The 23,895-nt window shown below is 70.1% G+C and carries 23 protein-coding genes; 13 read left to right on the forward strand and 10 right to left on the reverse strand.

Annotated features, from left to right (window positions below; translation table 11 throughout):
• Together AUC47_RS16235 and AUC47_RS16240 are read left to right on the forward strand one after the other, a co-directional pair.
• A partial coding sequence (locus AUC47_RS16235; protein ID WP_096716234.1) for an alpha-L-rhamnosidase occupies positions 1-2,706 on the forward strand: 2,706 nt, incomplete at its 5' end.
• 53 nt (positions 2,707-2,759) lie between these two features.
• On the forward strand, positions 2,760-4,373 hold the full coding sequence (locus AUC47_RS16240; protein WP_096716235.1) for a DHA2 family efflux MFS transporter permease subunit: 1,614 nt from the start codon (positions 2,760-2,762) through the stop codon (positions 4,371-4,373).
• A gap of 30 nt (positions 4,374-4,403) precedes the next feature.
• On the opposite strand, the gene AUC47_RS16245 is transcribed toward AUC47_RS16240, so the two are convergent.
• A complete protein-coding gene (locus AUC47_RS16245) occupies positions 4,404-4,991 on the reverse strand; it encodes a TetR/AcrR family transcriptional regulator (RefSeq protein WP_096716236.1) in 588 nt (195 codons plus the stop codon).
• 33 nt (positions 4,992-5,024) lie between these two features.
• On the opposite strand from AUC47_RS16245, the gene AUC47_RS16250 reads away from it, so the two are divergent.
• A complete protein-coding gene (locus tag AUC47_RS16250) occupies positions 5,025-5,987 on the forward strand; it encodes a DMT family transporter (protein ID WP_256999643.1) in 963 nt (320 codons plus the stop codon).
• Here the strand turns inward: AUC47_RS16250 and AUC47_RS16255 are convergent.
• On the reverse strand, positions 5,951-6,154 hold the full coding sequence (locus tag AUC47_RS16255; protein ID WP_096716238.1) for a hypothetical protein: 204 nt from the start codon (positions 6,152-6,154) through the stop codon (positions 5,951-5,953). The two genes, AUC47_RS16250 and AUC47_RS16255, sit on opposite strands and share 37 nt — an antisense overlap.
• 117 nt (positions 6,155-6,271) lie before the next feature.
• Here AUC47_RS16255 and AUC47_RS16260 point away from each other — a divergent pair, with 117 nt between their 5' ends.
• The 7 genes from AUC47_RS16260 to AUC47_RS16290 all read left to right on the forward strand — a co-directional run bounded on the left by AUC47_RS16260 (position 6,272) and on the right by AUC47_RS16290 (position 12,777).
• Entirely contained in the window at positions 6,272-7,594 is a 1,323-nt protein-coding gene (locus AUC47_RS16260) for an MFS transporter (protein ID WP_143740761.1), read from the forward strand.
• A gap of 44 nt (positions 7,595-7,638) precedes the next feature.
• Positions 7,639-8,238 (forward strand): sugar O-acetyltransferase, encoded by a 600-nt coding sequence (locus AUC47_RS16265; protein ID WP_096716240.1) that lies wholly within the window; start codon positions 7,639-7,641, stop codon positions 8,236-8,238.
• Positions 8,228-8,794 carry a TetR/AcrR family transcriptional regulator gene (locus tag AUC47_RS16270; protein WP_096716241.1) on the forward strand — a complete coding sequence of 189 codons (567 nt, stop codon included), beginning with the start codon at positions 8,228-8,230 and terminating at the stop codon, positions 8,792-8,794. The genes AUC47_RS16265 and AUC47_RS16270 overlap by 11 nt, the downstream gene beginning before the upstream one ends.
• 153 nt (positions 8,795-8,947) lie before the next feature.
• Positions 8,948-10,636: a DHA2 family efflux MFS transporter permease subunit gene (locus AUC47_RS16275; RefSeq protein ID WP_096716242.1), complete on the forward strand. Its 1,689-nt coding sequence runs from the start codon at positions 8,948-8,950 to the stop codon at positions 10,634-10,636.
• Between the two features lies 1 nt (position 10,637).
• Positions 10,638-11,093 carry a MarR family winged helix-turn-helix transcriptional regulator gene (locus tag AUC47_RS16280; RefSeq protein WP_096716243.1) on the forward strand — a complete coding sequence of 152 codons (456 nt, stop codon included), beginning with the start codon at positions 10,638-10,640 and terminating at the stop codon, positions 11,091-11,093.
• A gap of 53 nt (positions 11,094-11,146) precedes the next feature.
• Complete coding sequence (locus AUC47_RS16285) at positions 11,147-11,650, forward strand: MarR family winged helix-turn-helix transcriptional regulator (protein ID WP_096716244.1); 504 nt, start codon at positions 11,147-11,149, stop codon at positions 11,648-11,650.
• A gap of 38 nt (positions 11,651-11,688) precedes the next feature.
• Entirely contained in the window at positions 11,689-12,777 is a 1,089-nt protein-coding gene (locus tag AUC47_RS16290; protein ID WP_179297661.1) for an alkene reductase, read from the forward strand.
• A 32-nt stretch (positions 12,778-12,809) separates the two neighbouring features.
• On the opposite strand, the gene AUC47_RS16295 is transcribed toward AUC47_RS16290, so the two are convergent.
• Positions 12,810-14,018 (reverse strand): calcium:proton antiporter, encoded by a 1,209-nt coding sequence (locus AUC47_RS16295; RefSeq protein WP_096716246.1) that lies wholly within the window; start codon positions 14,016-14,018, stop codon positions 12,810-12,812.
• A 296-nt stretch (positions 14,019-14,314) separates the two neighbouring features.
• Positions 14,315-15,889 carry an HNH endonuclease signature motif containing protein gene (locus tag AUC47_RS16300; RefSeq protein ID WP_096716247.1) on the reverse strand — a complete coding sequence of 525 codons (1,575 nt, stop codon included), beginning with the start codon at positions 15,887-15,889 and terminating at the stop codon, positions 14,315-14,317.
• Positions 15,890-16,263: 374 nt separating this feature from the next.
• On the opposite strand from AUC47_RS16300, the gene AUC47_RS16305 reads away from it, so the two are divergent.
• Positions 16,264-17,448, forward strand: a complete 1,185-nt coding sequence (locus AUC47_RS16305) for a zinc-dependent alcohol dehydrogenase (RefSeq protein WP_096716248.1) — start codon at positions 16,264-16,266, stop codon at positions 17,446-17,448.
• An 83-nt stretch (positions 17,449-17,531) separates the two neighbouring features.
• On the opposite strand, the gene AUC47_RS16310 is transcribed toward AUC47_RS16305, so the two are convergent.
• On the reverse strand, positions 17,532-17,978 hold the full coding sequence (locus tag AUC47_RS16310) for an SRPBCC family protein (protein WP_096716249.1): 447 nt from the start codon (positions 17,976-17,978) through the stop codon (positions 17,532-17,534).
• 198 nt (positions 17,979-18,176) lie between these two features.
• Here AUC47_RS16310 and AUC47_RS16315 point away from each other — a divergent pair, with 198 nt between their 5' ends.
• Positions 18,177-19,514, forward strand: a complete 1,338-nt coding sequence (locus AUC47_RS16315; RefSeq protein WP_096716250.1) for a cytochrome P450 — start codon at positions 18,177-18,179, stop codon at positions 19,512-19,514.
• A gap of 105 nt (positions 19,515-19,619) precedes the next feature.
• A complete protein-coding gene (locus tag AUC47_RS16610) occupies positions 19,620-19,820 on the forward strand; it encodes a hypothetical protein (protein ID WP_143740762.1) in 201 nt (66 codons plus the stop codon).
• Positions 19,821-19,838: 18 nt separating this feature from the next.
• On the opposite strand, the gene AUC47_RS16320 is transcribed toward AUC47_RS16610, so the two are convergent.
• The 5 genes from AUC47_RS16320 to AUC47_RS16340 form a co-directional block, all read right to left on the reverse strand.
• Positions 19,839-20,822, reverse strand: a complete 984-nt coding sequence (locus tag AUC47_RS16320) for a cation diffusion facilitator family transporter (protein WP_256999645.1) — start codon at positions 20,820-20,822, stop codon at positions 19,839-19,841.
• Positions 20,819-21,292: a hypothetical protein gene (locus tag AUC47_RS16325; protein WP_179297662.1), complete on the reverse strand. Its 474-nt coding sequence runs from the start codon at positions 21,290-21,292 to the stop codon at positions 20,819-20,821. Before AUC47_RS16325 ends, AUC47_RS16320 begins: the two co-directional genes overlap by 4 nt.
• 146 nt (positions 21,293-21,438) lie before the next feature.
• The gene (locus tag AUC47_RS16330; RefSeq protein ID WP_096716251.1) at positions 21,439-22,053 is read right to left on the reverse strand and encodes an Ig domain-containing protein; all 615 of its coding nucleotides are present in this window, start codon (positions 22,051-22,053) and stop codon (positions 21,439-21,441) included.
• 53 nt (positions 22,054-22,106) lie between these two features.
• The gene (locus AUC47_RS16335) at positions 22,107-22,943 is read right to left on the reverse strand and encodes an endo alpha-1,4 polygalactosaminidase (protein WP_096716252.1); all 837 of its coding nucleotides are present in this window, start codon (positions 22,941-22,943) and stop codon (positions 22,107-22,109) included.
• On the reverse strand, positions 22,940-23,803 hold the full coding sequence (locus AUC47_RS16340) for a CPBP family intramembrane glutamic endopeptidase (protein WP_096716253.1): 864 nt from the start codon (positions 23,801-23,803) through the stop codon (positions 22,940-22,942). Before AUC47_RS16340 ends, AUC47_RS16335 begins: the two co-directional genes overlap by 4 nt.
• Positions 23,804-23,895: the final 92 nt, after the last annotated feature.

A 23,895-nucleotide genomic window follows, 5' to 3' on the forward strand; every position in this document is an offset into this window, starting at 1 on the left:
GTCGAGGCGCCGACGGACTGGCGGGCGAGGGCGGCTGCGGTGCGCATCGACGGCGGCGCGGAGCACCGGATCGGGCCCGACCCGGTGCTCCGTGCCTGGCCCTTCGCGCCGCTGACCGCGGGGCACGGTGTGGAGCACCGTCTCGAGGTCAGGGTGCAGGGCCATGACGGCGCGTGGTCGGAGTGGAGCGATCGGCTGCGGTTCACCGAGGCCTTCCTCACGGAGCCCTGGTCGGCGCCGCTGCTTCGGCATCCGCGTCCCGGCGGGCCGGCGGCGCCGCTCTTCCTGCGTCGCGAGCTGAGGGTGCCCGCGGACGTCGTGGCCGCGACGCTCCTCACGACCGCCCAGGGTGTGCATCGGGTCTTCGTGAACGGCGTCGAGGTCGACGACCACGTGCTGAAGCCCGGATGGACCTCGTACCGCGACCGCCTGGCCGCGACCGTCACCGACGTCACGGCCCTCCTGCAGGGGGACGCTGCGGCCGTGCTCGCGGTCGAGGCCGCCGGCGGCTGGTTCACCGAGCGCTACGGGTTCGGCCCGAACGCCGCGCGGTTCTACGGCGATCAGCCCGGGGTGTCGGTGCGGCTTCTCCTGCGCCATGCCGACGGCCGGTCGTCCGAGGTCGACGCGGGCGCTTGGCGGGTCGATCCCGACCCGCCGCTCGTGTCGAGCGGACTGTACGCCGGCGACTCGTGGGACGCGCGGCGCGAGAAGCAGGGGTGGATGCGGAATGGCTTCGACGACTCCGGATGGCTGCCCGCCCGCGTCGACGCCTTCCCGACGGACGTGGCGGTCGAGGTGCTCGACGTGGAGCCCGTGCGGCGGACGGCCCATCTGACCCCGGTGTCGGTGCAGCAGGAGCCGCACAGCGGCACGGCGATCGTGGACTTCGGCCAGAACCTCGTCGGGCGGCTGCGGCTGCGGATCGATGCGGCCGACGGCGCGGTGGTCACGCTGCGGCATGCCGAGATACTCCAGGACGGAGAGCTCGCGACGAGGCCGCTGCGCGCGGCGGCGGCCACCGACCGATTCGTCGGCGACGGGTCGGGGATGCGGGAGATCGAGCCCGCGTTCGCGGTGCACGGGTTCCGGTACGCCGAGATCTCCGGTCTCTCCGGGCCGCTCGCGGCGGGCGACGTCCGGGCGGTCGTCGTCGGCAGCGACGTCCGTCGCACGGGGTGGTTCACCTCGTCGGACCCGCTGCTGAACCGTCTGCACGAGAACGTCGTCTGGAGCCTGCGCGGCAACCTGCTCTCGGTGCCGACCGATTGCCCTCAGCGTGATGAGCGGCTGGGGTGGACGGGCGACGCCCAGGTGTTCGCACCCGCCGCGGCGTCGCTCTTCGACGTCGACGCGTTCTTCGGCGGCTGGCTCGACGACCTCGCCCTCGAACAGCAGCGCAACCACGGGATCGTGCCGACCGTCGTGCCCGACCCGCTCGGTGCGTTCAGCGCCGTCGCGGCGGCCGGCTGGGGGGATGCCGTGACCACCGTGCCCGCGCTCCTCGCCGAGCGGTACGGCGATGCGAACGTTCGGCGACGGCTCGCCCCTGCGATGCGCGACTGGGTCGACGCGTGCGAGCGGCTCGCGTCGGACGACGGGCTGTGGGAGAGCGGGTTCCAGTACGGGGACTGGCTCGACCCGACCGCGACGCGGCCGGACAAGGCGAAGACGGATGCCGGACTCGTCGCCGGCGCGTACCGGGTGCGGTCGGCGCGGCTCGCCGCCGAGGCGCTGCGCGGCGCCGGCGACGACGTCGGGGCGGCGGAGGCCGCCCGCATCGCCGCGCACGCGACGGCTGCGTTCCAGGCGGCCTACCTCACCCCGGCCGGCCGTCTCATGTCGGACGCGCCGACCGCGTATGCGCTCGCGCTCGCGTTCGACCTCGCGCCATCAGAGATGCGGCCCGCGCTCGGCATCCGTCTCGCGTTCCTCCTCCGTGCGGGCGGCTACCGGCTTGCGACGGGGTTCCTCGGCACGCCGCTGGTGATCGACGCCCTGCTCGACAGCGGCCAGGAGGTCGCAGCAGAGAGGCTGCTGTTCCAGACCGTGTGCCCGTCGTGGCTGTACCCCGTGACGATGGGCGCGACCACGGTCTGGGAACGGCCGGATGCGGTGCGCCCCGACGGCACGCTGCACCCCTCGGGCATGGTGTCGCTCAACCACTGCGCGTTCGGGGCGGTGGCCGACGTGCTGCATCGCCGGATCGGCGGGCTCGCGCCTTCGGCACCGGGATACCGCAGAATGCGCATCGACCCGTGGTTCCCGTCGGCGCTCGATCACGCGGGGGTGGTGCAGGAGACACCCCTCGGTCGGGCGCTCGTGCGCTGGGAGCGGGTCGGCGACGGCATCCGGGTGTCGGCGGAGGTGCCTCCGGGCGCGCACGCCGATGTCCTGCTGCCCGACCGTCCGCCGTTCGAGGTGAGCGCCGGTCGGCACGACTGGCGGGTGCAGGCGGCCGCGCCGCCGCCGCCGCAGCTCTCGGAGGGAGTGGACGCCGACCTGGCCACGATCGCCGACGCGCCGGGTGCGTGTGCTCTCGTGTCGCGCATCCTCGCCGAGTACTCACCCGAGATCGCGGCGGAGTTCGACGCGTACATCCGCTGGGTGCCCGGCCGCACGCTGCGCCCCGAGCTCATCGCCGTGTCGGCGCCTCCGGAGGTGATCGAGCAGCTCGATGCCGCGCTTCGCGTCGCAGTCGGCTGAGCATTTCCGGAGAATTCCTCTAGCTCATAACTTATCTAGCTAGGCTAGTAGTCGTGAATCGATACGAACGCCTCCGCTGGATCGGGCTCGTCTTCATCAGCATCGCCGTCTCGCTGATCATCGTGGACTCCACAATCGTGAACGTCGCGATCCCGGCCATCGTCGACGACCTCGGCATCACCTCGACCGAGGTGCAGTGGGTGCAGGAGTCGTACACGCTCGTGTTCGCCGCCCTGCTGCTGGTCTTCGGCAGCCTCGCCGACCGTTTCGGCCGGCGGAGGGTGATGGTGATCGGCGTGGTCGTGTTCGCCGCATCCTCGGTTCTCGCCGCGAGCGCGCCGGACGGCGGCATCCTCATCCTCGCCCGCCTCGCGCAGGGCGTCGGCGGAGCGATGATCCTGCCGACGACGCTGTCGATCATCAACGCGACGTTCCGCGGACGCGAGCGCGGCATCGCCTTCGCGGTGTGGGGATCGACCATCGGCGGCATGGCGGCCGTCGGCCCGCTGCTCGGCGGCTGGCTGACCACCGCGTTCTCCTGGCGCTGGGCGTTCGGCATCAACATCCCGCTCGGGGTGCTCATCGTGATCGGCGTGCTGCTCACGGTCGCCGAGACCCGCAGCGCCCGCGCCGACCGCATCGACGTGGTCGGCGCCGTGCTCTCGGTCGTCACGATGGGGTCGCTCGTCTTCGGGCTCATCGAGGGTCGAACGTACGGGTGGTGGCTCGTCGACGAGCGCCCGCGGATCGGCGACTGGTCGTGGCCGCTGGATCTCTCCCCGATCCCCTTCGCGTTCGCGCTCGCAGTGCTCGGACTCGTCGCGTTCATCCGCTGGGGTGTGCACCGAGAGCGCGCCGGTCGGTCGACGCTGCTGGCGCTGCGGCTTTTCTCGATCTCGTCGTTCCGGAACGGCAACATCGCCGCCGCGGTCGTCGCTCTCGGCGAGTTCGGCATCATTCTCGCCCTGCCGCTGTGGCTGCAGTTCGTGCTCGGTTTCGACGCGCTGCAGACCGGACTCCTCCTGCTCTCGCTCGCGCTCGGCTCGTTCCTCGCAAGTGGCGTCGCCGGCGCCACGGGCGGACGGATCGCCCCGGTCTGGATCGTGCGCGCTGGCCTCCTCGCCGAGATCGCGGGCGTGGCCGGCGTCGGCCTCATGATCGCCCCCGACGCCTCGTGGGTGCCGCTCATCCCGTTCCTGTTCGTGTACGGGCTCGGCGTCGGTCTCGCGACCGCGCAGCTCACCGGAGTCGTGCTGGCCGACGTGCCCGTCGCCGACAGCGGCGCTGCCTCCGGCACTCAGTCGACGTCGCGTCAGCTCGGCGCGGCCCTCGGCGTCGCGATCCTCGGCACGGTGCTGTTCACCAGCACCGCCGGCATCCTGGGAGCGTCACTCGACGACCGTGGTCTCCCCGCCGCGCAGCGCGACCAGATCGTCTCGACGGTGGTCGACAGCGCCGGGGCCGCCATCAGCGGACTCGAGGCCAGACCCGACACCGCCGACATCGCGGATGACGCGAAGGCCGCCTTCTCGGACGGCACCCGCTTCGCGGCGTGGACAGCGGCCGGGTTCCTCGCGGTCGGCCTGCTCTCGACGATCGCGCTGGGGAAGGGCGGATCGGCGAGGCGTGACGACGAAGAGGTCGCAGAACGCGGCGAGGAGGGTTGAGACCGGTCGCGAGGCCGTCGGAACGCCGCGTCAGCTGCCCGCCAGGACTCCTTCCGCACAGCGCCGGGCGACGGCGAACGGCTCGGGGAACGTGCCCATGCCGAGCGTGACGATCGCGCCCTCGTAGAGCAGCATCAGCGTCTCGGCAGTGCCGCGCGGGTCGGCGATCCCTGCGTCGCTGCAGAGTTCGGTGAACAGATCGAGCAGCCAGACCTTCTCGCGCGAGGCTTCGGCGAGCACCGGAGCCCCCTCGTCGCCGCCGACCTCCGCGCGCGCGTTGACGGCACTGCAGCCCTTCGGGCTGTTCGCGGTCGACCAGGCGAGCGCGTGGTCGAAGACCGCGAGGATGCGGGGGATGCCGACTCCGGGCACCGCCGCGAGGTGCGCCGCCAAGTCGTCCCGCCAGCGGGCGTCGCGGTGCTGGAGGTAGGAGACGACGAGCGCCTCCTTCGACCCGAACCGGTCGTAGAGGGTCTTCTTGGTCACGCCGGCGGCCTCGGCGATCGTGTCGACCCCGACGGCGTGGATGCCGCGCTCGTAGAACAGCCGCGACGCCGCATCGAGCACGCGGCGCGCGCCGGGGGTCAGGGGAGCGAGGTCGGGAACGTGCGAGGCCATGACAGAAGTATACGGATCTGTATACTCGGGGCTATGGGTATACAGATCGGTTTACTACGAGGAGCGGTGACGATCGGGGCGTCCGTGGCGTTCGTGGTGACATGGAGCTCGGGCTTCCTCATCCCGGCCTTCGCCACGGTCGAGGTCGCGCCCCTGACCCTGCTCGTCTGGAGGTTCGTGCCGCTCGCGGTCGTGCTGCTCGCGGTCGTCGCCGTGTCCGGCGCGGGGAGGGGAGTGACGGCGCGCGAGCTCCGCGTGCAGGCGCTCATCGGCCTCTTCGCCCAGTTCGGATACTGCGCGGCGGTCTATGCCGCCGTCGCGGTGGGCATCGCCACGGGCACCGTCGCGCTCATCGACGCCGTGCAGCCGCTCATCGTGGCCGTGCTCGTCGGGCCGCTGCTCGGCATGCGCGTCCGCGGCGCGCAGTGGGCCGGACTCGGCGTCGGCGCCGTGGGCGTGCTGCTCGTCGTGCAGTCGCAGTTCGGCTCGTCCGACGCCCCGCTGGTCGCGTATCTGCTGCCCGTCGCGGCGATGGTGTGCCTGATCGTCGGCACGTTCCTGCAGCGGCGCTCGACGGTGCAGACGGGCGTGCTCGTGACGCTCACGATCCACGTGACGGCGACGGCGGTGCTCTTCCTCGTGGTCGCCGCCGCCGCCGGGCAGCTCGCGCCCCCGGCATCCCTCTCGTTCTGGCTCGCCGTCGTTCTGACCGCGCTCTTCCCGACGCTCGCCGCCTACGGGCTGTACTGGTGGCTGCTGCGCCGCGTCGGCATCACGGCCCTGCAGGCGCTGCTGTTCCTCATGGCTCCGGCGACCGCCGCGGGCGGCGCAGTGCTGCTCGGCGAGACTCTCACGCTCGTGACCGTCTGCGGCTTCGTGCTCTGCGCGCTGGGCGTGGCGGCGGTGCTCGTCGTCGAGGCGCGGACGCAGCAGGAGCCGCGGTCGGAGGGTGCTGCGGGTCAGCGCGAGGTGGGCGGCAGCTTGTCGACGCCGTGACGGTTCGGCTTGTCCGGCTCCGCCGCGGTGTCGGGTGACGCGTGCGAGTGCCCCTCCGGGGCCTCGGACGTGGGGTAGCTCGGCTCCTCGATCTCGATGGCCTTGTCGCGCTCCTCGAGCGGGGGCAGGTGGTCGAGCGGCTGCTTGATGTCGTCTGGATGGCTCATGCCCTCACGGTCGGCGACCCGGCGTCATCCCACCAGGGGGTTGTGTCCCTGCGCTCGGTGTGGATGAGTGGTAGGTACCATTTGTAACTCCCCCTTCCTTATCGAGAGACGGTGCGCGTGACTGATCACGCTCCCGGCGGCGGCGCAGGCGCGCCCGCTTCCGCGACCCGCTACATCCTGCGCTCGCGTCTGCTGCGGGGTGCCTTCCTCAGCCTGGTGATCTCGGGCATCGGCATGTCGATCACAGCGCCGCAGATCACGCTGTTCCTCGTCGAGGAGCTCCACCTGACCGACTCCCAGGCCGGGCTGTACTTCCTCACGAACCTCATCGCGCCGATCACCGGCTACATCGTCGGCTCGCTGTCCGACCGCATGGGGTCGCGGCTGCTCGTCTTCCGCATCTCGGCCGTGGCAGGCTTCGTCGGCTGGGCGCTGATGGCCGTGGCGATGCAGGCGTGGATGCCGTTCGCGATCAACATGCTGCTGCTGAGCGGTGCGGGTGCGGGCGCCGCGCAGCTCCAGGCGGCTGTGCGCGATGAGCTGAACCGCGCGCCCACCCCGGCCGACAACGGGGTCGTCGCCGTCATGCGCACCGCGATGGCGTTCGGATGGGTCGTCGGGCCGGTGCTCGGTGCCGTGCTCGGCGCGATGCTCGGGCTGAGGCCGCTGCTGTTCCTCACCGGCCTCAGCATCCTGCTCTCTCTCGTCCCGCTCATCGGCGCGCGGGCCGTGCCTCCGCGGCGCGGTCGCGAGTCGGAGATCCGCATGCCGCAGACCGACGAGGCTCTCGGTGAGGATGCGTTCGAGGCGGGGGGCGACGCGCCCGTGCCGGCCTCCGGAGTGCGCACAGCCCGCCGCCGTTCGATGGTTCCGCTGCTCTTCTTCACGGCGATCTACGTGCTGATCATGTGCGGCGAGACCGTGAAGCTCGCCTACCTGCCGCTCTACATGGACCGGGGTCTGCACGTCGACGCTGCCGTACGCGGGGCGATCATCGGACTGCAGCCCCTCATCGAGCTGCCCCTCATGCTGCTCGCCGCCCGGCTCGCCGACCGCTTCGGCGTGACCAGGGTGCTCATGGTCGGCGCTGCGATGGCGGTGGGTGCACACGTGTCGTACGCGTCGGCCGCCGGGATCGAGCCGCACATCGCGCCCCTGATCGTCGGCCAGCTGCTCATGGCGGGCGTGATCGCGACGTTCGGGGTGCTGGGCATCACCGTCGCGCAGCGGCTGCTGCCGGATCGGGTCGGCACGGCATCCAGCGTCTTCCTCAGCGCGTACGCGATCAACGCAGCGCTCGGCGGGTTCGTCGGCAGCGTCGGCGCGGCCTGGCTGGGGATGCCGCACCTCTTCTGGATCCCGGCGGGGATCGCCGCGCTCGGCGCCATCGCGCTGATCGTGCTGGGCTCGATCGTTCCGCTGGGGTCGCCTCGCCGATAGTTCGCGTTTGAGTACGAACGTACGCACACTGATACGATCGGTGCATGACGGACTACTTCGCGGGTGACCCTCGCACCCACCGGGAGCGGATGCTGGCCGGCGACCTGTACATCGGCGACGACCCGGAGCTGATCGCGCGCGCGGACCGGGCCGCACGGCTCGCCGATCTCTATCAGCGCCAGACGCTCGCGGGAGACCCGGGTGCGCGCGACTGGCTGCGCGCGCTCATCGGGCATCTCGGCGAAGACGTCGCCATCCGTCCGTCGCTGCACGTCGACTACGGCGACAACATCTCCATCGGTGCGCGCACGTTCGTCAACTTCAACCTCACGGCGCTCGACGTGGCGCCCATCACGATCGGCGCCGACTGCCAGATCGGCCCCAATGTGCAGCTGCTGACGCCGACGCATCCGATCGACCCGCAGATGCGGCGGGACAAGCTCGAGGCTGCGGAGCCGATCACGATCGGCGACAACGTCTGGCTCGGCGGGGGAGTGATCGTGTGCCCCGGTGTGACGATCGGCGAGAACAGTGTCATCGGCGCGGGGGCGGTCGTGGCGCGCGACATCCCGGCGAACGTAGTCGCCGTCGGCAACCCGGCGCGCGTCATGCGGACGATCGAGGGGGCGTCCGATGGCGCCTGACGCGACCGGAAGCCGCAGCGGCCGCAAGAACGATCCCGACCGCCGGGACCGCATCATCGACGCCTGCCTCGATGTGATCGCGGAGTCGGGGGTGGCCGGCGCGTCGCATCGCCGCATCGCCGAGGCCGCAGGGGTTCCGCTCGGCTCGATGACGTACCACTTCGACGGGATCGACGAACTGCTGCACGAGGCGTTCACACGGTTCTCGCACACGATCAGCGCTCGCTTCGAGGAGCGGATGGCCGCGGCATCCGATGCCGAATCCGCCCGCGCCGCGGTTGTCGACATCATCAGGGAGGACGTGTTCGGGAACGGGCGGGAGCTCGTGCTGTCGCACGAGCTGTACACGCTCGCGGCACGCAAACCCGCCTATCGCGCGCTCACGACGGCATGGATGCTGCGTAGCCGCGCCGCCCTCGAGCGTCACTTCGACCCAGACACCGCACGGCTGCTCGACGCGCTCATCGAGGGGCTGTCGATCCATCGTGCGCTCGACGAGGCGGAACGGGACCCGGAGGAGGTCGTGATCGCCGTCGCGCGCATCACCGCGGTGTGAGTGCAGCCGTCGGGAGTCGGATGGTTCCGGGAGATGGTTGATCTGAGTCCATAGTTGCAGTTTCGCAACTAACGGCGTATGGTTGATTCTTATCAACTTTCTACGCAGGAGCTCTTCACTGTGACAACCCCCACCCCTTCCTCATCCGAGACCATGCGCTCGGCACGCGAGGTCTTCACCGCGATCTCCGGACTCGTCGTCGGCATGTTCGTCGCCGTGCTGTCCGGCACCGTCGTCTCGACCTCGATGCCCGTCATCATCGCCGACCTCGGTGGCACCCAGTCCCAGTACACCTGGGTCATCACCGCGAGCCTCCTCGCGACCGCCGTCAGCACCCCGATCTGGGGCAAGCTGGCCGACCTCGTCGACCGCAAGGTGCTCGTGCAGCTCGCGCTCATCATCTTCACCGTCGGCACGGTCGTCGCCGGATTCTCGACCGACACGAACATGCTCATCGCCGTCCGCGTCGTGCAGGGCATCGGCGTCGGCGGACTGATGTCGCTCGTCATGATCGCCGTCGCCCTGATCATCTCTCCGCGCGAGCGCGGCAAGTACATGGGCGTCGTCGGCGGCATCATGGCCCTCGGCACCATCGGCGGCCCGCTGCTCGGCGGTCTCCTCACCGACGTGTGGGGCTGGCGCTCCAACTTCTTCGTCGGTGTGCCCTTCGCCCTGCTCGCCCTCGTGCTGCTGCAGTTCACGCTGCACCTGCCGAAGCCGCAGCGCGACACGAAGGTGTCGATCGACTACTTCGGCATCGTGCTGCTCGCCGTCGGCGTCTCGACGCTGCTCATCTGGGTGTCGATGGGCGGCAGCCAGTTCGACTGGGACTCCTCGACGAGCATCATGCTCGCCGTCACCGCCGGCGTGGCCATCGCCGCCTTCATCACGGTCGAGTTCTTCGTCAAGGAGCCGATCGTGCCGATGTCGCTGTTCCGCAATCGCACCTTCACGCTGTCGGTCATCGCGTCGATCGCGATCGGCGTCTCGATGTTCGCGACCTCGGTGTTCCTCGCCCAGTACTTCCAGCTCGCGCGCGGCGCCACCCCCACCGAGTCCGGCCTGATGACCATCCCGATGATCGTCGGCCAGATGGGTGCGTCGATCATCATCGGTCAGCTCGTCAGCCGCTTCGGCAAGTGGAAGGGGTGGATGCTGCTCGGCTCCGTGCTGGTCACGATCGGAGTCAGCCTCATGGCGACTCTGCGCTACGACACCCCGTTCGGTCTCGTCGCGACCTACATGGTCGTGCTCGGAGCAGGCCTCGGCATGGTGATGCAGAACCTCACCCTCATCGTGCAGAACGACACGGCCCCGCAGCAGCTGGGCGCGGCCTCGTCGAACGTGAACTTCTTCCGCACGATCGCCGGCACGATCGGCGTGACCATCATGGGCTCGCTGCTGTCATCGAGCGTGGCCGACTACGTCAAGGACGGTCTCGAGGGCTTCGTGCCCGCCTCGCAGGAGGAGGTCGACGCGCTGCAGCACCTCGGCTCGGGTGACGTGCCGAAGGTCGGCCAGCTGCCCGAGTCGGTGCGCTCGATCGTCGAGTCCGCGTACGGACACGGCATCGCGGATGCGTTCATCATCGCCATCCCGCTCGCCGTGATCGCCGTGATCGCGATCGCGTTCATCAAGAACAAGCCGCTGTCGACGAAGAACGCCGCCGAGCAGCTGCGCGAGCAGGCCGAGGAGTCCGCGATCGAGGTCTCGCAGGCCGAGGTCGGGTCGTCGGCGTCGACCGGCACGATCCGCATCGCGGACGTCGAGGCGGGAACGCCGAAGACCGGCTCGGTCACCGTTCTCGAACGCGAGGGCGAGCGCGAGGACCGCGGGCGCTGAGATGACCCCCACCGATGCGGCGACCGCTCCGGACGTCGAGAGCGCCGTCGGCGACCTCCAGGCACATCTGAACCTCATCTTCGCGAGGACTCGGACGCTGTGGAGGGAGTCGGCGGCGCGCATCGCCCCCGACCTGCAGGTCGGCGGGTACAAGCTGCTCACGTTTATCGATCGAGCAGGGTCGGCCAGCGCGCACGAGCTCGCCGAGCGGTTCGAGATGGACAAGTCGGTCATCAGCCGCCAGGTGCGGATGCTGGAGGAGCTCGGCCTCATCGAGTCCCGCCCCGACGAGCGGGACGGACGCCTGCGTGTGCTCACCGCTACGCCGACCGCCAGCGCCGCGCTCGCGGAGCTGCGTCGCGACCACAGCCGTCGCCTCGACGCGGTCATGGCCGAGCTGACGGCGGAGGAGATCCGCGCGGCATCCAAGGTCTTCCGGCTGCTGTCCGAGGTCTGATCCGTGACGGGCCGCCGCGAGGGCGGCGCGTGGTTCGCCGTAAGCTGGCGGGCATGAGCGCCGCCGACGATCACGCCGACGAGAGACCCGCCTCCGGCGGCGAGACCGGCGAGGCAGCCGCCCTCGAGGATGCCGTGCACCGCGTCGAGCACGAGCTGGGCCGGCTGTTCGCGCGCATCAGGGTGAGCTGGCGCGAAGCGGCGATCACGGTGCATCCCGACCTGCAGCCCCTCGGCTACCAGGTGCTGACGTCGATCGCCTCGGGCAAGGCGACGTCGGCCGGCGCGATCATCGAGCGGCTGCAGACCGACAAGTCCGCCGTCAGCCGGCACGTGCGCCAGCTCGAGCAGCTCGGGCTCGTCGAGAGCGTTGCTGACCCCGACGACCGGCGAGCTCGTGTGCTCGTCGCGACGCCGCTCGCGCAGGAGCGCGTCGCCCTCGCGCGGTCGCGCTACGAGGCCCGCCTCAGCGAGCGGCTGCGCGGATGGTCGTCGGAGGATCTGGACCGCTTCGTCGCCCTGCTCGGCGACCTCGGCGGCTCGAACGAGAGCTCCTGACGGGAATACGTCCGGCCGCCCGGTTCTTGTCCCTCACCGTGAGTCTTTTCGAGCCCGCCGCCTTCGGCGCCCTCCCGCTGTCCAACCGCGTCGTCATGGCGCCCCTCACCCGCACGCGCGCCGACGACCACGGGGTGCCGACCGACATCATGGCGGAGTACTACCGTCAGCGCGCCGGGCAGGGCCTCATCATCACCGAGGGCACCTGGCCGGTCGCGGAGGGCAAGTCGTACCAGGGGCAGCCGGGCATCGTCACGGCCGAGCAGATCGACGGATGGCGCCGCATCGCCGAGGCCGTGCACGCCGAGGGCGGCACGATCGTGATGCAGCTCATGCACGGCGGACGTGTCGGGCATCCCGAGATCTCGGGCGAGCCGCGGGTCGTCGGCCCCAGCGCGATCGCGGCGCCCGGTGAGACGCACACGCCCGTCGGCAAGGCCGCGATGCCCGTCGCGCACGCGCTCACGGTCGACGAGATCCCCGAGGTGATCGAGCAGTTCGCGCAGGCGGCGCGCAACGCGATCGAGGCCGGTCTCGACGGCGTCGAGGTGCACGGAGCGAACGGCTACCTCGTGCACGAGTTCCTCTCGCCGGTGTCGAACGTGCGCGAGGATCGGTACGGCGGGTCGCCCGCGAATCGGGCGCGCTTCGCGATCGAGGTCACGCGTGCCGTGGCCGAGGCGGTCGGGGCTGACCGCACCGGCATCCGTCTGTCGCCGCAGCACAACATCCAGGGCGTGCTCGAGGAGGACGACGACGACGCCCTCGCGACGTACCTCGCGGTCGCCGAGGGCCTCGCCCCGCTCGGCATCGCGTTCGTCGACGTGCTCAGCGCGGCGCCGACGAGCGAGCTCGTGCAGCGCATCCGCCGGACGTTCGGCGCTCCGCTGATCATCAACTCCGGCTTCGGCGTCGTGACGACGCGTGACGAGGCCGAGGGCCTGATCGCGGGTGGATGGGCGGATGCCGTCGCCGCCGGACGTCCGGCGATCGCCAACCCCGACCTCGTCGAGCGCTGGAAGCAGGATGCCGAGCTCAACGATCCGCGACCGGCGCTCTTCTACGGACGCACCGCGGAGGGGTACACGGACTACCCATCGCTGGAGATCGTGCGCGCCGAGGCCTGATCGGCGCGTCGAGGCCGACGCCGGCACTGATCTCAGCTGAACAGCACGATCGCGTACGCCGCGAAGAGCACGAGGTGCACAGCGCCGTGGGTCGCGGTGACGCGTTTGGCGGAGAAGGTCGTGACCGACAGCAGCAGCGTCACCCCCAGCATGAGGAGGTTCGCGGAGGACTCTGCGAGCACCACGGTCTGGCCCGTCAGCATCCCGATGATCAGAACCGCCGGGATCGTGAGTCCGACCGTCGACACGAGTGCGCCGTGGCAGAGGTTGTTGACGCGCTGAGCCTGGCCGCCGAGCGCCGCTCGGATCGCGGTGATCGACTCGGGCAGGAACACGATCGCGGCGATGAGCACGCCGGCGAGGGCGGGCGGAGCGCCGAGCCGGCCGAGGCCGTCGTCGAGCAGGGCCGCCATGTCGTGCGACAGGAGCACGATCGGCAGCACGGTGACGACGAGCAGGGCGAGGCGGACGAGCACCTCGAGGCGATGGGCGCGCAGCGTCGCGAGGATGCCGGTCGAGTTTCGTTCCGCGGCGGCCTGAGCCCGGGTGCTCGCGGGGTTCGTGCCGCCCTCTGCAGTCCCGACCTCGGTGAAGTCCGCGGCCTGAGCGCCCATCTGGCGGACGAGGAAGAACGCATAGACGCCGAGCGTCAGCACCACGATGGGGATCTCCTGCGCGACCGTGTACGAGCCGTCGGTCCCGATGAGTGCCGGCAGCCCGAAGGCGAGTGTGACGAGAAGTATGAGCATCGTCAGGTATGCGGAGGTTCCGGTGCGATTGTGCTGCAGAGTCCGGTGGCGGAGTCCGCCCAGCAGCAGAGCGAGGCCGATGACGAGGTTCATGATGATCATCGCGACGGCCATGACGGAGTCGCGAGCGATGGTCTGGTGCTCGCCCGGCCCCAGCATGACGGCCGAGATGAGGATGACCTCGATCAGCACGATCGACAGCGTCAGCACGAGCGACCCGTAGGGGTCGCCGAGGCGGTGGGCGAGCGCTTCGGCCTGTTTCACGACACCGAAGGCGCACACGAGGATGACGGCGACGATCGCGACCAGCCCGACGACGAGCACGGCGACCGGTGCGGGTGCCGCGAGCAGCGGATGCGCGATGAGCACGGCGGCGAAGGCTCCCCAGCCGAGCACGATGCGCGCGACGTCGGAGCGGCCGACGAGGGTGCGCAGCGAGGTGAGCGGGACCGCCGCGTCTGTCGAGGGTGTCTTGCGTGCGTTCGGCGACATGGTCGCGCTCCTTCGAGTGGGGCCGTCCCCGCCTGAGGATCGACGGTCGGGTCGTCCCGATCGCCGCGCGGTGCCGATGCACCGACGCTCACATCACGGTGTCCAGGATAGGCCCTGTACCGGAACGACTGCTGTGCACGCGGGTCACGATGATCGCGGTGCTGCGCGCTCCCCGGCCCGCGCGCCCGACGCGAGGTGCCTCGGCCCGCGCGCCCGACGCGAGGTGCCTCGGCCCGAGAATCCCTCGTCGAGCACGCATTGTCGCGCTCTCCTCGGCCCGCGCGCCTCGCCTCTCTTCATCCCGTGCGGGCGAGCGCTACGGTGCGACTGTCCGATCGTGTCGAGCTGCGGTCGGATCGCGTCGCTCCGGGGGTCGGAAGGCTGAGTCGGGGCGCACGCCACTGCCGCGCCGGATCCCACCACCCCGGCCCCCGAATCTGAGGTACGCCGTCGTTCATCCGTATCTCCCACCCCGATGATCCGAGGCTCCGGTGATGCCACCAGCACAGCGGCACCCCGTTGTCGGTGTGAGTCGGCCCGCCGCGCGCATGCTCGGTGACGTGATGGATCTCGCACCAGGACGCCGGCACGTGGCATCCGGGGATGAGACACTCCTTGTCTCGCGCGACGATCGCCCGCCGCTGGTGCACCGTGAACACTCGGTCCGTGCTGTGGATGCCGACGATCCGACCCTCGTCCATGGTGACGCGCTGGATCGTGCCCGAGCAGCCGACGTGCGCTGCGACGTCCGCATGAGTCTGACTAAAGGCGCCAGGCACGCTCGCTCGGCCGCGTCCCGCGGCGAGATCCTTCGCGTCGACGGTGACGACGAGGGTGGGAGCCGCGCCGCCGAGGCTCGGCATGTCCCGATGACGAGCGGCGATCCCCAGCGCCGCGGCGAGAGCGTCGTGACGCTTCTGCGTCGCGGTGCGATCATCGATCACCGCGCGGGGATCGGAGTTGAACGGATCGGGCTCGCCGACACGAGAGTCGTCGATGACCGAGCCATCGACACCTGAGCCTCCGGCACCTGAGCCTCCGGCACCTGAGCCGTCGGTGTCCGTCGGGATGAACCGCACGCCGAGTCGGGGTGGCCCGTCGCCCTTCGGATTGTTCTGGGCGTCGAAGATGAGTTCCAGCTGCGCCGCGACCTCGGGCGTCAGAGCGCCCGAGATCGGCCGCAGCCCGTTGCGCAGCCGTCCGACGGTGATTCCGCGTCGTCTGGCGGCTTCGTCGGCGGGTTCTTCCCCGTCGGGATCGAGCAGCCCGACCAGAGCCTCGGCGAGCAGCCGCAGATCTTCAGGCATGGGGGCGGGGCCACGACCGGAGGCTCGATCCGCATCGCAGGCATCGCCCCCTGCAGGTATCGACTCAGGAGCATCGTGTGCGCCCCTCGCGGCGTCGGCGAGGCACTCGTCAGCGCCGAGGCGCCCGTCGAGCCCGATACGGTCGACGACCTTCTCGATCGGCGCGGTTGCGGCGAGAAAACCGGCCGTGCCGACAACGCCGTCGAGCAGGGCTTCGCGAAGCGCCGGCCAACGGGCGGGCAGGCGTTCGCCGGAGGTCAGACTCGACTGCCGACGCACGAGATCGACGACCTTGACCAGCCGTGACGCCCCGCCCGTGTCGACCAGCAGCGCTCGGCGTAGCAGCTCGTTCTCGTTGCGGCACCCAGCGGAGTGCGGGAGATCGACGTCGCCCGCCGCGACGGTCTCGACGATCACCGCCTCGACGCGGCGGAACGCGGCGCCCGCAGTGGCGAGGACTTCGACCCGCTCCGACTCTGTGAGACCGGCGAGGGAGTCATCGGCGAGCACTCGATCGAGGTCGGAGACGACCTGGTCGAGGAGGGTGCGTGGCCGGGATGACATGCCCTCAGTCAACCCGGGACCACCGACATTCAGATCGCTGGAAGCAGCGGATTTCGGCCAGTTCAGGCGTGTATTCCGATACTCCCGATGTGCATCTCGGCATATCGCGGACGAGGGGTGAAGCGGCCGCGGAGGGGTCTGGGTGAGGGCCGTGGAGAAGGGGTGGAGCGCGCGAGGGATCTCGATGAGGGCCCGCCGAGAAAGGGTGACGGCACGTGGGGAATCTGGGGCGAGGGGCGCGAGATGGGGGCAGTGCCGTGGAGATGGGGTGAGGAACGCTGTCAACCCTCTGTCGTGGCGCACCCTCCGCCGAGAGAGTGGCTGTCCACCGCACCGCAGACACGACACGCAACCGTGAACGAGGAGGACGCATCATGAAGGCACTCACCTGGCAGGGCACCCGGAAGGTGAGGGTCGAGGAGGTACCCGACCCCACGATCGACTACTCGACCGATGCGATCGTGCGCATCACCTCGTCGGCGATCTGCGGGTCCGACCTGCATCTGTACGAACTCCTCGGACCCTTCCTCGACCGCGGCGACATCCTCGGGCACGAGCCGATGGGCGTCGTCGTCGAGGTCGGCAGCGATGTCACCACGCTGTCGGTCGGCGACCGCGTCGTGATCCCCTTCACGATCTCGTGCGGGCAGTGCTTCTTCTGCGTCCAGGGCCTGCAGTCGCAGTGCGAGACGACCCAGGTGCGCGAGTACGGCAGCGGCGCGACGCTGTTCGGATACACGAAGCTCTACGGTCAGATCCCCGGCGGTCAGGCCGAATACCTCCGTGTGCCGCTCGCGGACTACAACCACATCAAGGTCGCCTCCGACCTGCCCGATGACCGCTACCTGTTCCTCAGCGACATCCTGCCGACGGCGTGGCAGGGCGTCGAGTACGCGAACGTGCCCGACGGCGGCACCCTCGCGGTCATGGGCCTCGGCCCCGTCGGACAGTTCGTGTCGCGCATCGGCGTGCACCGCGGCTACCGCGTGCTCGCGGTCGACCCCGTGGCCGAGCGTCGTGAGATGGCCGCCCGCCACGGCGTGGAGACCTTCGATCTCTCCGACGACGTGGTCTCGGAGCTGCGCGACCTCACAGAAGGTCGAGGAGCGGATGCCGTCGTCGACGCCGTCGGCATGGAGGCGCACGGCAACCCCGGCGTGGGCATCGCGCAGAAGGCGGTCGGACTGCTTCCGGACGCTCTCGCGCAGCAAATGATGGACAAGGCGGGCATCGATCGCCTCGCCGCCCTGCACGCGTCGATCGACGCGGTGCGCCGCGGCGGCACGGTGTCACTCAGCGGCGTCTACGCCGGAGACGCCGACATCATGCCGATGAAGACGATGTTCGACAAGCAGCTCAGCCTGCGCATGGGGCAGTGCAACGTGAAGCGCTGGATCGACGATCTGATGCCGCTGGTCGAGGACCTGAGCGACCCTCTCGGCGTCATGGACCTCACGACCCACAGCGCGCCCCTCGAGGATGCGCCTGGCCTGTACGAGACCTTCCAGCGCAAGGAGGACGGCTGCATCAAGGTCGTGCTCCGTCCCGACGCTGCCTGACGACAGCATCCGGGGCCGCCGCTCCGCGCGGCGGCCCCAGTGTCCACGCGACCTGACCGAGGGACCGGCGGGACGAGCGCGGCTCAGTGCGCTCGTCCCGCACCGCCCTCCGCCAGATACGCCAGCCGGTGCAGCGTCTCCGAGTTCCGCCACCGCAGCAGGGGAGCGGTCACGAGACCCGGCAGCAGAGTCGCCGGGCCGTTCACCGGCTCCTCGTCGATGCGCACCATGCATCCACCGTCGTACGAGCGCACCCGCAGGGTCACCCTGGCCTCGCCGATCGGCCAGCCCTTGGCGCGCATGACCATGCGGCGGGGCGGATCCCACTCCTCGACCACGGTCGAGTCGTCGAGCAGGGCGGGCCACACGCCCACGGAGTGGTGCAGTTCGGCGCCCGGCTGCGGCCAGGTCTCATCGACGTCGCGCATGCGCGAGGCGCCCACCACCCATGCGGGGTACAGCCAGCCGTCGCTCAGCACGTCGAACACGTCCTCCGGACGGCAGCGCAGGGTGCGCACGTTCTTCGCCATGTCCTCACCTCTCGTCGGTCTCGGTCGGTTGCGGTGCCTGCATCGTGTGCGAGCCCCACCCCGCCTCCCAAGGGGCTTGACGTGCGCGCGGAGAAGCGTCAGGGCCGCGGGTCCTACCGCTCGCCAGCACGACTAGCACAACGCCGTCGCGCGCGCCTCCCCCTGGAACCCTCCCGACCCCTCTGCGAGCCTCGAGTCATGGCACTCATCGATCTCCCCGTGCGGGCCGTCCGCCGCGTCGGCGAACTCGCCCGTGACGACGCTCCCGCCCTGCTCACCCACGGCTACGGCTTCGGATCCCGCATCTGGCGACGCGTTCGACCGGGCGCGCGATCGGCGCCCCTGCGCCTGCTCGGCGACGACGCGGTGTTCGTGCGCGGCGTCGAGGGCGTGGAGCTGTTCTACGACGCCGATCGCATCGCCCGCCACGGCGCGATGCCGGCCATCGTGCAGGAGTCGCTGTTCGGCCACGGCTCCGTGCACAGCCTCGACGGCGACGACCACCGTCACCGCAAGGCCACGTTCGTCGACGTCGCGTATGAAGACGAGCAGGTGGCGCGGCTGGCGCCTCTACTAGAACGGGAATGGGATGCCGAGCGCCAGGCGTGGCTCGACGGCGGCACCCGCAGCGCCTACGACGCGGCGGTCGGCGCCTTCGGGCGGGCCATCATGCGCTGGGCTGGGCTCCCCGGTTCGGGCGCCGCGAAGACGCGCTGGGCCGCGCGCCTGGCGCAGATCGTCGATGGTTTCGGATCGCCCTACTCGCCGGCCTACCTCGCGGCGATCGCGAACCGCTGGTGGTCCGACCGGCACTCGGCCCGGTTGATCGAGGCGGTGCGCAGGGGCGCCCTGCGCGCCGATCCGGGCACCGCTCTCTTCGAGTGGGCGCATCATCGGGACCGCGACGGCGAACTTCTTCCCGCTCGCATCGCCGGTGTCGAGTTGCAGAACAGCATGCGACCCATGATCGCGGTCGCGCGCTTCGTGGCTTTCGCCGCCAAGGAGCTCCACGACCGGCCAGAGTGGCGAGACCGCATCGCGGCCGAGACGGCCGAGCGCGGCGCGCTGGTCGGCGGTCCGCTGTCGATCATGTTCGCGCAGGAGATCCGCCGCACGGCTCCCTTCGTGCCGATGCTGCCCGGCTGGGCGATCGCCGACATCGACATCGACGGCCAGCACGTCGACGCCGGCGGACGGGTCGTGCTCGACCTGCTCGGCACGAACACCGACGACCGGTTCTGGACGCGCTCCGACCGCTTCGACCCTGAGCGCTTCCGCGACGTGGGCGACGACTACGAGGCGCTCGCCGCATTCGTGCCGCACGGCGGAGCAGACGTCTCCACAGGACACCGCTGCCCCGGCGAGAAGCTCGCGATCTCCGGCCTCGCCGCCGCGATCGCGACGCTCAGCGACCCGCGCCTGCTCGTCCTCGGTGCGGGCCTCGACGTGAACCGTCGGCGCCTCCCCACCAAGCCCCGCTCCGGCGCGCTGGTGCGGTCGGCGACGGCATCCGGCAGCCGCTGCCCCTTCCACTGACCCGCACCGCCCCGGTGTCAAGGGGCGAGCGCGATCAGCGCGGAGCGCGGATGCTGAACGCCACCCGTCACGAGACGGGTGAGAAACTCGACGAACGGAGAAACCATGTCCGACACGAACCCCACACCGGATGCCGAGAGCTCGTCGAACGACGAGACGCCCATGGTCCCGCATGAGCTGACCCCCGAGCAGCGCTCCGACGACCCGGTCGTCGGAGACCCCGCCGCGACCGACGCCGCCGCGACCGACGCCGCCGACGCAGCCGCTGACGACTCCGACGGGAACGCCGAGGAGACCAGCGTCTGAGCGGCATCCCTGGTCGATCTAGTCGCGTCCCGACACGTCCGTCCCGTCGGGAAGCTCGGCCACCGGCGCGATCACGACATCCTGCACCTTCCAGTCGAGGTCCGAGATGCGAGCCGCGAGGTCGGTCGTCTGCTCGACCGTGACCCGCGCGCGCCGTGGCACGACGAACGCCTCGATGTGGAAGACCTGGCCCTGGTCCCGCATCCGCACGGACGCCTCCTTGACCCACGGCTGCGACCGCATGGTCGAGAGGATGTCGCCGGCGAGCGGATGCGGGTGGGCGCTGTCGAACGTGCGAGCACGCTGGTCCATGAGGTCGATGATGGCGGTCTTGGTGTTCTTCACGCCGTCCCACACGATGCCGAGCGAGATGAAGAGGGCGGCAGCGCCGTCGAGCCACCACAGGCCGGCACCGACGCCGAGCACGCCGACGATCGAGGCGACGGTCGTCTGCCAGTCCGCCTTGGCCATATCGGCGTCCGCGTAGAGCAGCTTGTTGTGCAGCACCGGCGCGAGCCGCGCCTTCGCCGGACCGTAGAAGAACACCGGGCCGACGATGATCACGGCCATGACGGCGACCATGAACCAGCCGAGCCAGACGGTGTGACCCCAGAGGTCCACGGTGCCGATCGTGGGATGCTCCGCGGCGATCAGCCCGGTGACGGCTTCGATCGCGAGGTTCACGCCCACCGCCAGCAGAGCGACGCCGGCGACGAGGTGGCCGACGCCCATCGCGCGATGCAGTCCGTAGGGGTGCTTCAGCGTCGGACGCCGCCGTACGAAGATCAGGGCGATGAGGAACGCGAACTGGGGGATGAGCGAGAGCATGTCCTCGATCCAGGCCGTGCGCATGGCCTGCGATCCGCCGACGACCAGCGCGATCACGGCGATCGTCACCGAGGTGTAGCCGATCGTGAACCACTCCCACCGGATCGCGCTGCGCAGCGCCTTCTGCTGCTCCTCCGGCAGCTCGGTGCGTCCGATGCGGTCGACCGCCTTCACGATCCGACCTCCGCGTCGAGGTAGGTCTCGAGGGCGCTGAGGAACCCGTTCTCGCCGAGCGGCACGAGCATCACGATCGATCGGCCGTCCGCGCCGTCGATGCCGGGATATCCGCGCGTCATCCCCGCCCTGTCGATCCACGGCGACTGGTCGGTCATGCCGCCGACGACGAGGTCGAGGTCGCCGCGCTCCAGCATCCCGACCAGTGTCTCCTCCGAGCCCTCCGTCCAGTCGACGTCGGCGTCGACCGTCTCGGCGAAGCCGCTCACCAGCTCGGACAGGCTGCCGTCGGGGCCGCCGCTGTCGTCGGTGATCAGTCCGGGGTCGGGGGAGAAGCCCACTCGCAGCTCCGCATCGCGCACGCTCTCGAGGGTGCCGTCGGGGTCGGTGGGGATCGTGAGCCCGCATCCGGAGAGACCGGCGGCGAGCAGCAGCGCCGCCGCGGCCGCGCTGATTCGAGTCGTTCTCATGCTGGCATCCTGCCGACGTCCGTCCGGGCGTCGCAACGCTGTTGACGAGCGGCGGCCCCGAGGCTAGCCGCGGATGCGACAGGTCTCGAAGACGTGCCCGTCGGACGTTCGGACGCCTCCCCTCCCGGGAATCGGCGCAGTGTCGGTCAGCAGGTCCCCGCGAGCTTGCAATCGCCGCGAACGACGGCGTCGTACACGTAGCGCAGATCGGGAAGCTCGACGGAGATCCGCAGTGCCTCTATACCGAGTCCTCGGCCGGTTGTGCCCGCCGTCTGTCCGCTGCTCTTGGTTTCCATCCAGCCGATGCTCTGAACGTGGGCAGAGTACTTGATCTTCACCTCTGGGCACGAGGACCACATGCGAACGGCCTCCAGGCGAAGACTTCTCCCAGTTGTTCCCGCTGACGCCGACACGTTCTGCCATCCGATGCCCTGAACGTGGCCCTGAAGGGAGATGGGGCAGGATTTGCTGCTGAGGATCTTCGGGATGTCGCTCGTGATTCTCACCGAGGTCGCCTCTACGCGCTCGAGGCGAAGACCGCGACCTGTGGTACCCAGGGTGAAGTTCAGAACGGGGGACCCGCTCACTAGATCTGTGCTTTTCGTCGAGGACGTGCTTCCGATGTTCTGAACGTGAGTGCTCCAGCCCGAGGACACATCCACTCGCGGAATCGTCTGGGCTTGTGCGATAGCTCCTGGTACAAGAAGGAATGTGATCGCAACGCCGATCGCGATGAGTACAGATGCGCTCCGTCTGAGCATGAGAGCCAGCCTTCCAACAAATTCAGAACGCTTGATGATGGCATACGCCAGCGTCAGCGACAGGTCTCGAAGACGTGCCCGTCGGTGCCGGCCGGGAGAAGGTCGCGGTCGCGCAGCACCATCGACGCGGGCGATTCGGGGTCGGCGCACATCTCGGCGAACGGGCGGGGGAGCTCGTCGGGGTACTCGATGTCGATCACCTGATCGCCGTATACCGCGGTGTAGGCGGCGCATTCCTCGTAGGCGGCGCATTCCTCGACCACCGCGAAGTCGAACCCGGCGCGGTCGCGCAGCGCCTCGGCATCCTCCGCCGCGTTCTTCTGCCCCGCGGCGAGTCCCGCCTCGTGGGCCCGCTCGACCAGCAGTGTCGCGAGGGCGAGGTTGTCGTCGAGGATCAGGACGTCATCCGACCGGGTGTACGAGTCGAGGTTGTCGAACTCGACGGCATCGAAGCCCGACTCCGCGCACCCGTCGATCCACGGGCCGACCTCGTCGACGATCCGCGCGCGGCGCTCGGCGGTCGACGTGTCGAGGAGCGCCTCGTCCGGCCAGTCCGGATCGAAGACGGGCTCTCCGTCCCGCAGCACGAGCAGGTCGTCGGGCCAGTCGGCGAGCTCGCCGGGCTGGGTCTGGAAGCCGTTCACGTAGCAGATCGAGTACACGCCGTGGGCTGGCTCGGCGGTGCGGTCGCGCCCCACGATCCCCACGCCGCCGGCCGGATCGTAGGCGCCGCCGAGCTGATAGTCGGGCACGGCGCCGACGGGGAGGAGGGCGATCTCGCCGGATGCCGGCGCGGCCGGCTCGCCGTCGGCGACCTGCCCGCCGGCGCATCCGACGAGCGCGACGCCGAGGGTCGCCGCGGCGACGAGAGCGGATACCGGGCGCCTCACCGCAGCAGAGCGGAGTCGTCGGCCCGGCGGTCGAGGTGTCCCCTGACGAGGAACAGCGCCGCGATCGTCAGGATCGCGTACAGGTACACCGAGATACCGGCGATCGAGAGCAGCGGATTCGGTGCACCGGCGGCCGTGTCGATGCCGCCCGTCGCGAGGAACGTCGTCGGGTCGGTGATGGCGTGCAGCAGGATCGGCCAGATGAGGCTGCCGGTCACCCGGAGCGTCAGGTACATCGCGACGCCGAAGAAGAATGTGAAGGCCATCGTGAGCAGCACGGTCATCAGCGCCTGGCCGCTGATGAGGTTCGTGGAGTGCAGCAGCGCGAAGATGAGCGACGAGAGCACCATGACCCAGCGCTCGGAGTAGCCGCCCTTGCGCAGCAGGTTCACCGCGAGGCCGCGCGTGAGCAGTTCCTCGGACAGTCCGATGAAGAGGCCGGCGGCGAAGGTCACGAGCACCACGCCGATCGAGTAGGCGCTCCAGTCGGTCCCCGCGGCGCGAAGCACCGCCGCCAGGACGACGATGACCGGGGCGATCCACATCCAGCCGCGCCCGCGCCCCGGCTGGCGGCCGAACAGCTCGGGGAGCCAGTTCACGGAGGCGGCGAACGCCAGCAGGATGAGCGATCCGACGACGACCGGCAGAAGGAGGGTGATCGAGAGGGTCGACGCCGAGCCGAACTGGTCGGTCAGGTCGAACTGCCCCGCGAACAGGATGCCGATGAGCTGCGAGGCGCCGAGATAGAGGCCGATGTACACGGCCGCCACGAGCAGCGCCTTCCACCATCCGCCGCGATTCCAGAACCGGAGCCACGGCGAGGAGGACGAGGAACGAAGAGCGGTGTTCGCGTCAGTCACGACTCACACCGTACAGCGCGGCGATCTCCTTCGACCCTATCCCCTGTGAATACGTCGGATGCTGCGGCCGCGACCCACCCCGTTATGACCGA

This window comes from Microbacterium sp. SZ1 (assembly GCF_002362255.1).
In the GTDB taxonomy this organism is placed as follows: Bacteria; Actinomycetota; Actinomycetes; order Actinomycetales; family Microbacteriaceae; genus Microbacterium.

Coding starts and splice junctions, on each gene's coding strand:
- AUC47_RS16265 (WP_096716240.1), top strand. CDS start 7,639: ATGACGGACTACTTCGCGGGTGACCCTCGCACCCACCGGGAGCGGATG.
- AUC47_RS16300 (WP_096716247.1), bottom strand. CDS start 15,889: ATGTCATCCCGGCCACGCACCCTCCTCGACCAGGTCGTCTCCGACCTC.
- AUC47_RS16305 (WP_096716248.1), top strand. CDS start 16,264: ATGAAGGCACTCACCTGGCAGGGCACCCGGAAGGTGAGGGTCGAGGAG.
- AUC47_RS16255 (WP_096716238.1), bottom strand. CDS start 6,154: ATGAGCCATCCAGACGACATCAAGCAGCCGCTCGACCACCTGCCCCCG.
- AUC47_RS16325 (WP_179297662.1), bottom strand. CDS start 21,292: ATGAGAACGACTCGAATCAGCGCGGCCGCGGCGGCGCTGCTGCTCGCC.
- AUC47_RS16295 (WP_096716246.1), bottom strand. CDS start 14,018: ATGTCGCCGAACGCACGCAAGACACCCTCGACAGACGCGGCGGTCCCG.
- AUC47_RS16285 (WP_096716244.1), top strand. CDS start 11,147: ATGAGCGCCGCCGACGATCACGCCGACGAGAGACCCGCCTCCGGCGGC.
- AUC47_RS16280 (WP_096716243.1), top strand. CDS start 10,638: ATGACCCCCACCGATGCGGCGACCGCTCCGGACGTCGAGAGCGCCGTC.
- AUC47_RS16610 (WP_143740762.1), top strand. CDS start 19,620: ATGTCCGACACGAACCCCACACCGGATGCCGAGAGCTCGTCGAACGAC.
- AUC47_RS16250 (WP_256999643.1), top strand. CDS start 5,025: ATGGGTATACAGATCGGTTTACTACGAGGAGCGGTGACGATCGGGGCG.
- AUC47_RS16330 (WP_096716251.1), bottom strand. CDS start 22,053: ATGCTCAGACGGAGCGCATCTGTACTCATCGCGATCGGCGTTGCGATC.
- AUC47_RS16275 (WP_096716242.1), top strand. CDS start 8,948: ATGCGCTCGGCACGCGAGGTCTTCACCGCGATCTCCGGACTCGTCGTC.
- AUC47_RS16310 (WP_096716249.1), bottom strand. CDS start 17,978: ATGGCGAAGAACGTGCGCACCCTGCGCTGCCGTCCGGAGGACGTGTTC.
- AUC47_RS16315 (WP_096716250.1), top strand. CDS start 18,177: ATGGCACTCATCGATCTCCCCGTGCGGGCCGTCCGCCGCGTCGGCGAA.
- AUC47_RS16270 (WP_096716241.1), top strand. CDS start 8,228: ATGGCGCCTGACGCGACCGGAAGCCGCAGCGGCCGCAAGAACGATCCC.
- AUC47_RS16245 (WP_096716236.1), bottom strand. CDS start 4,991: ATGGCCTCGCACGTTCCCGACCTCGCTCCCCTGACCCCCGGCGCGCGC.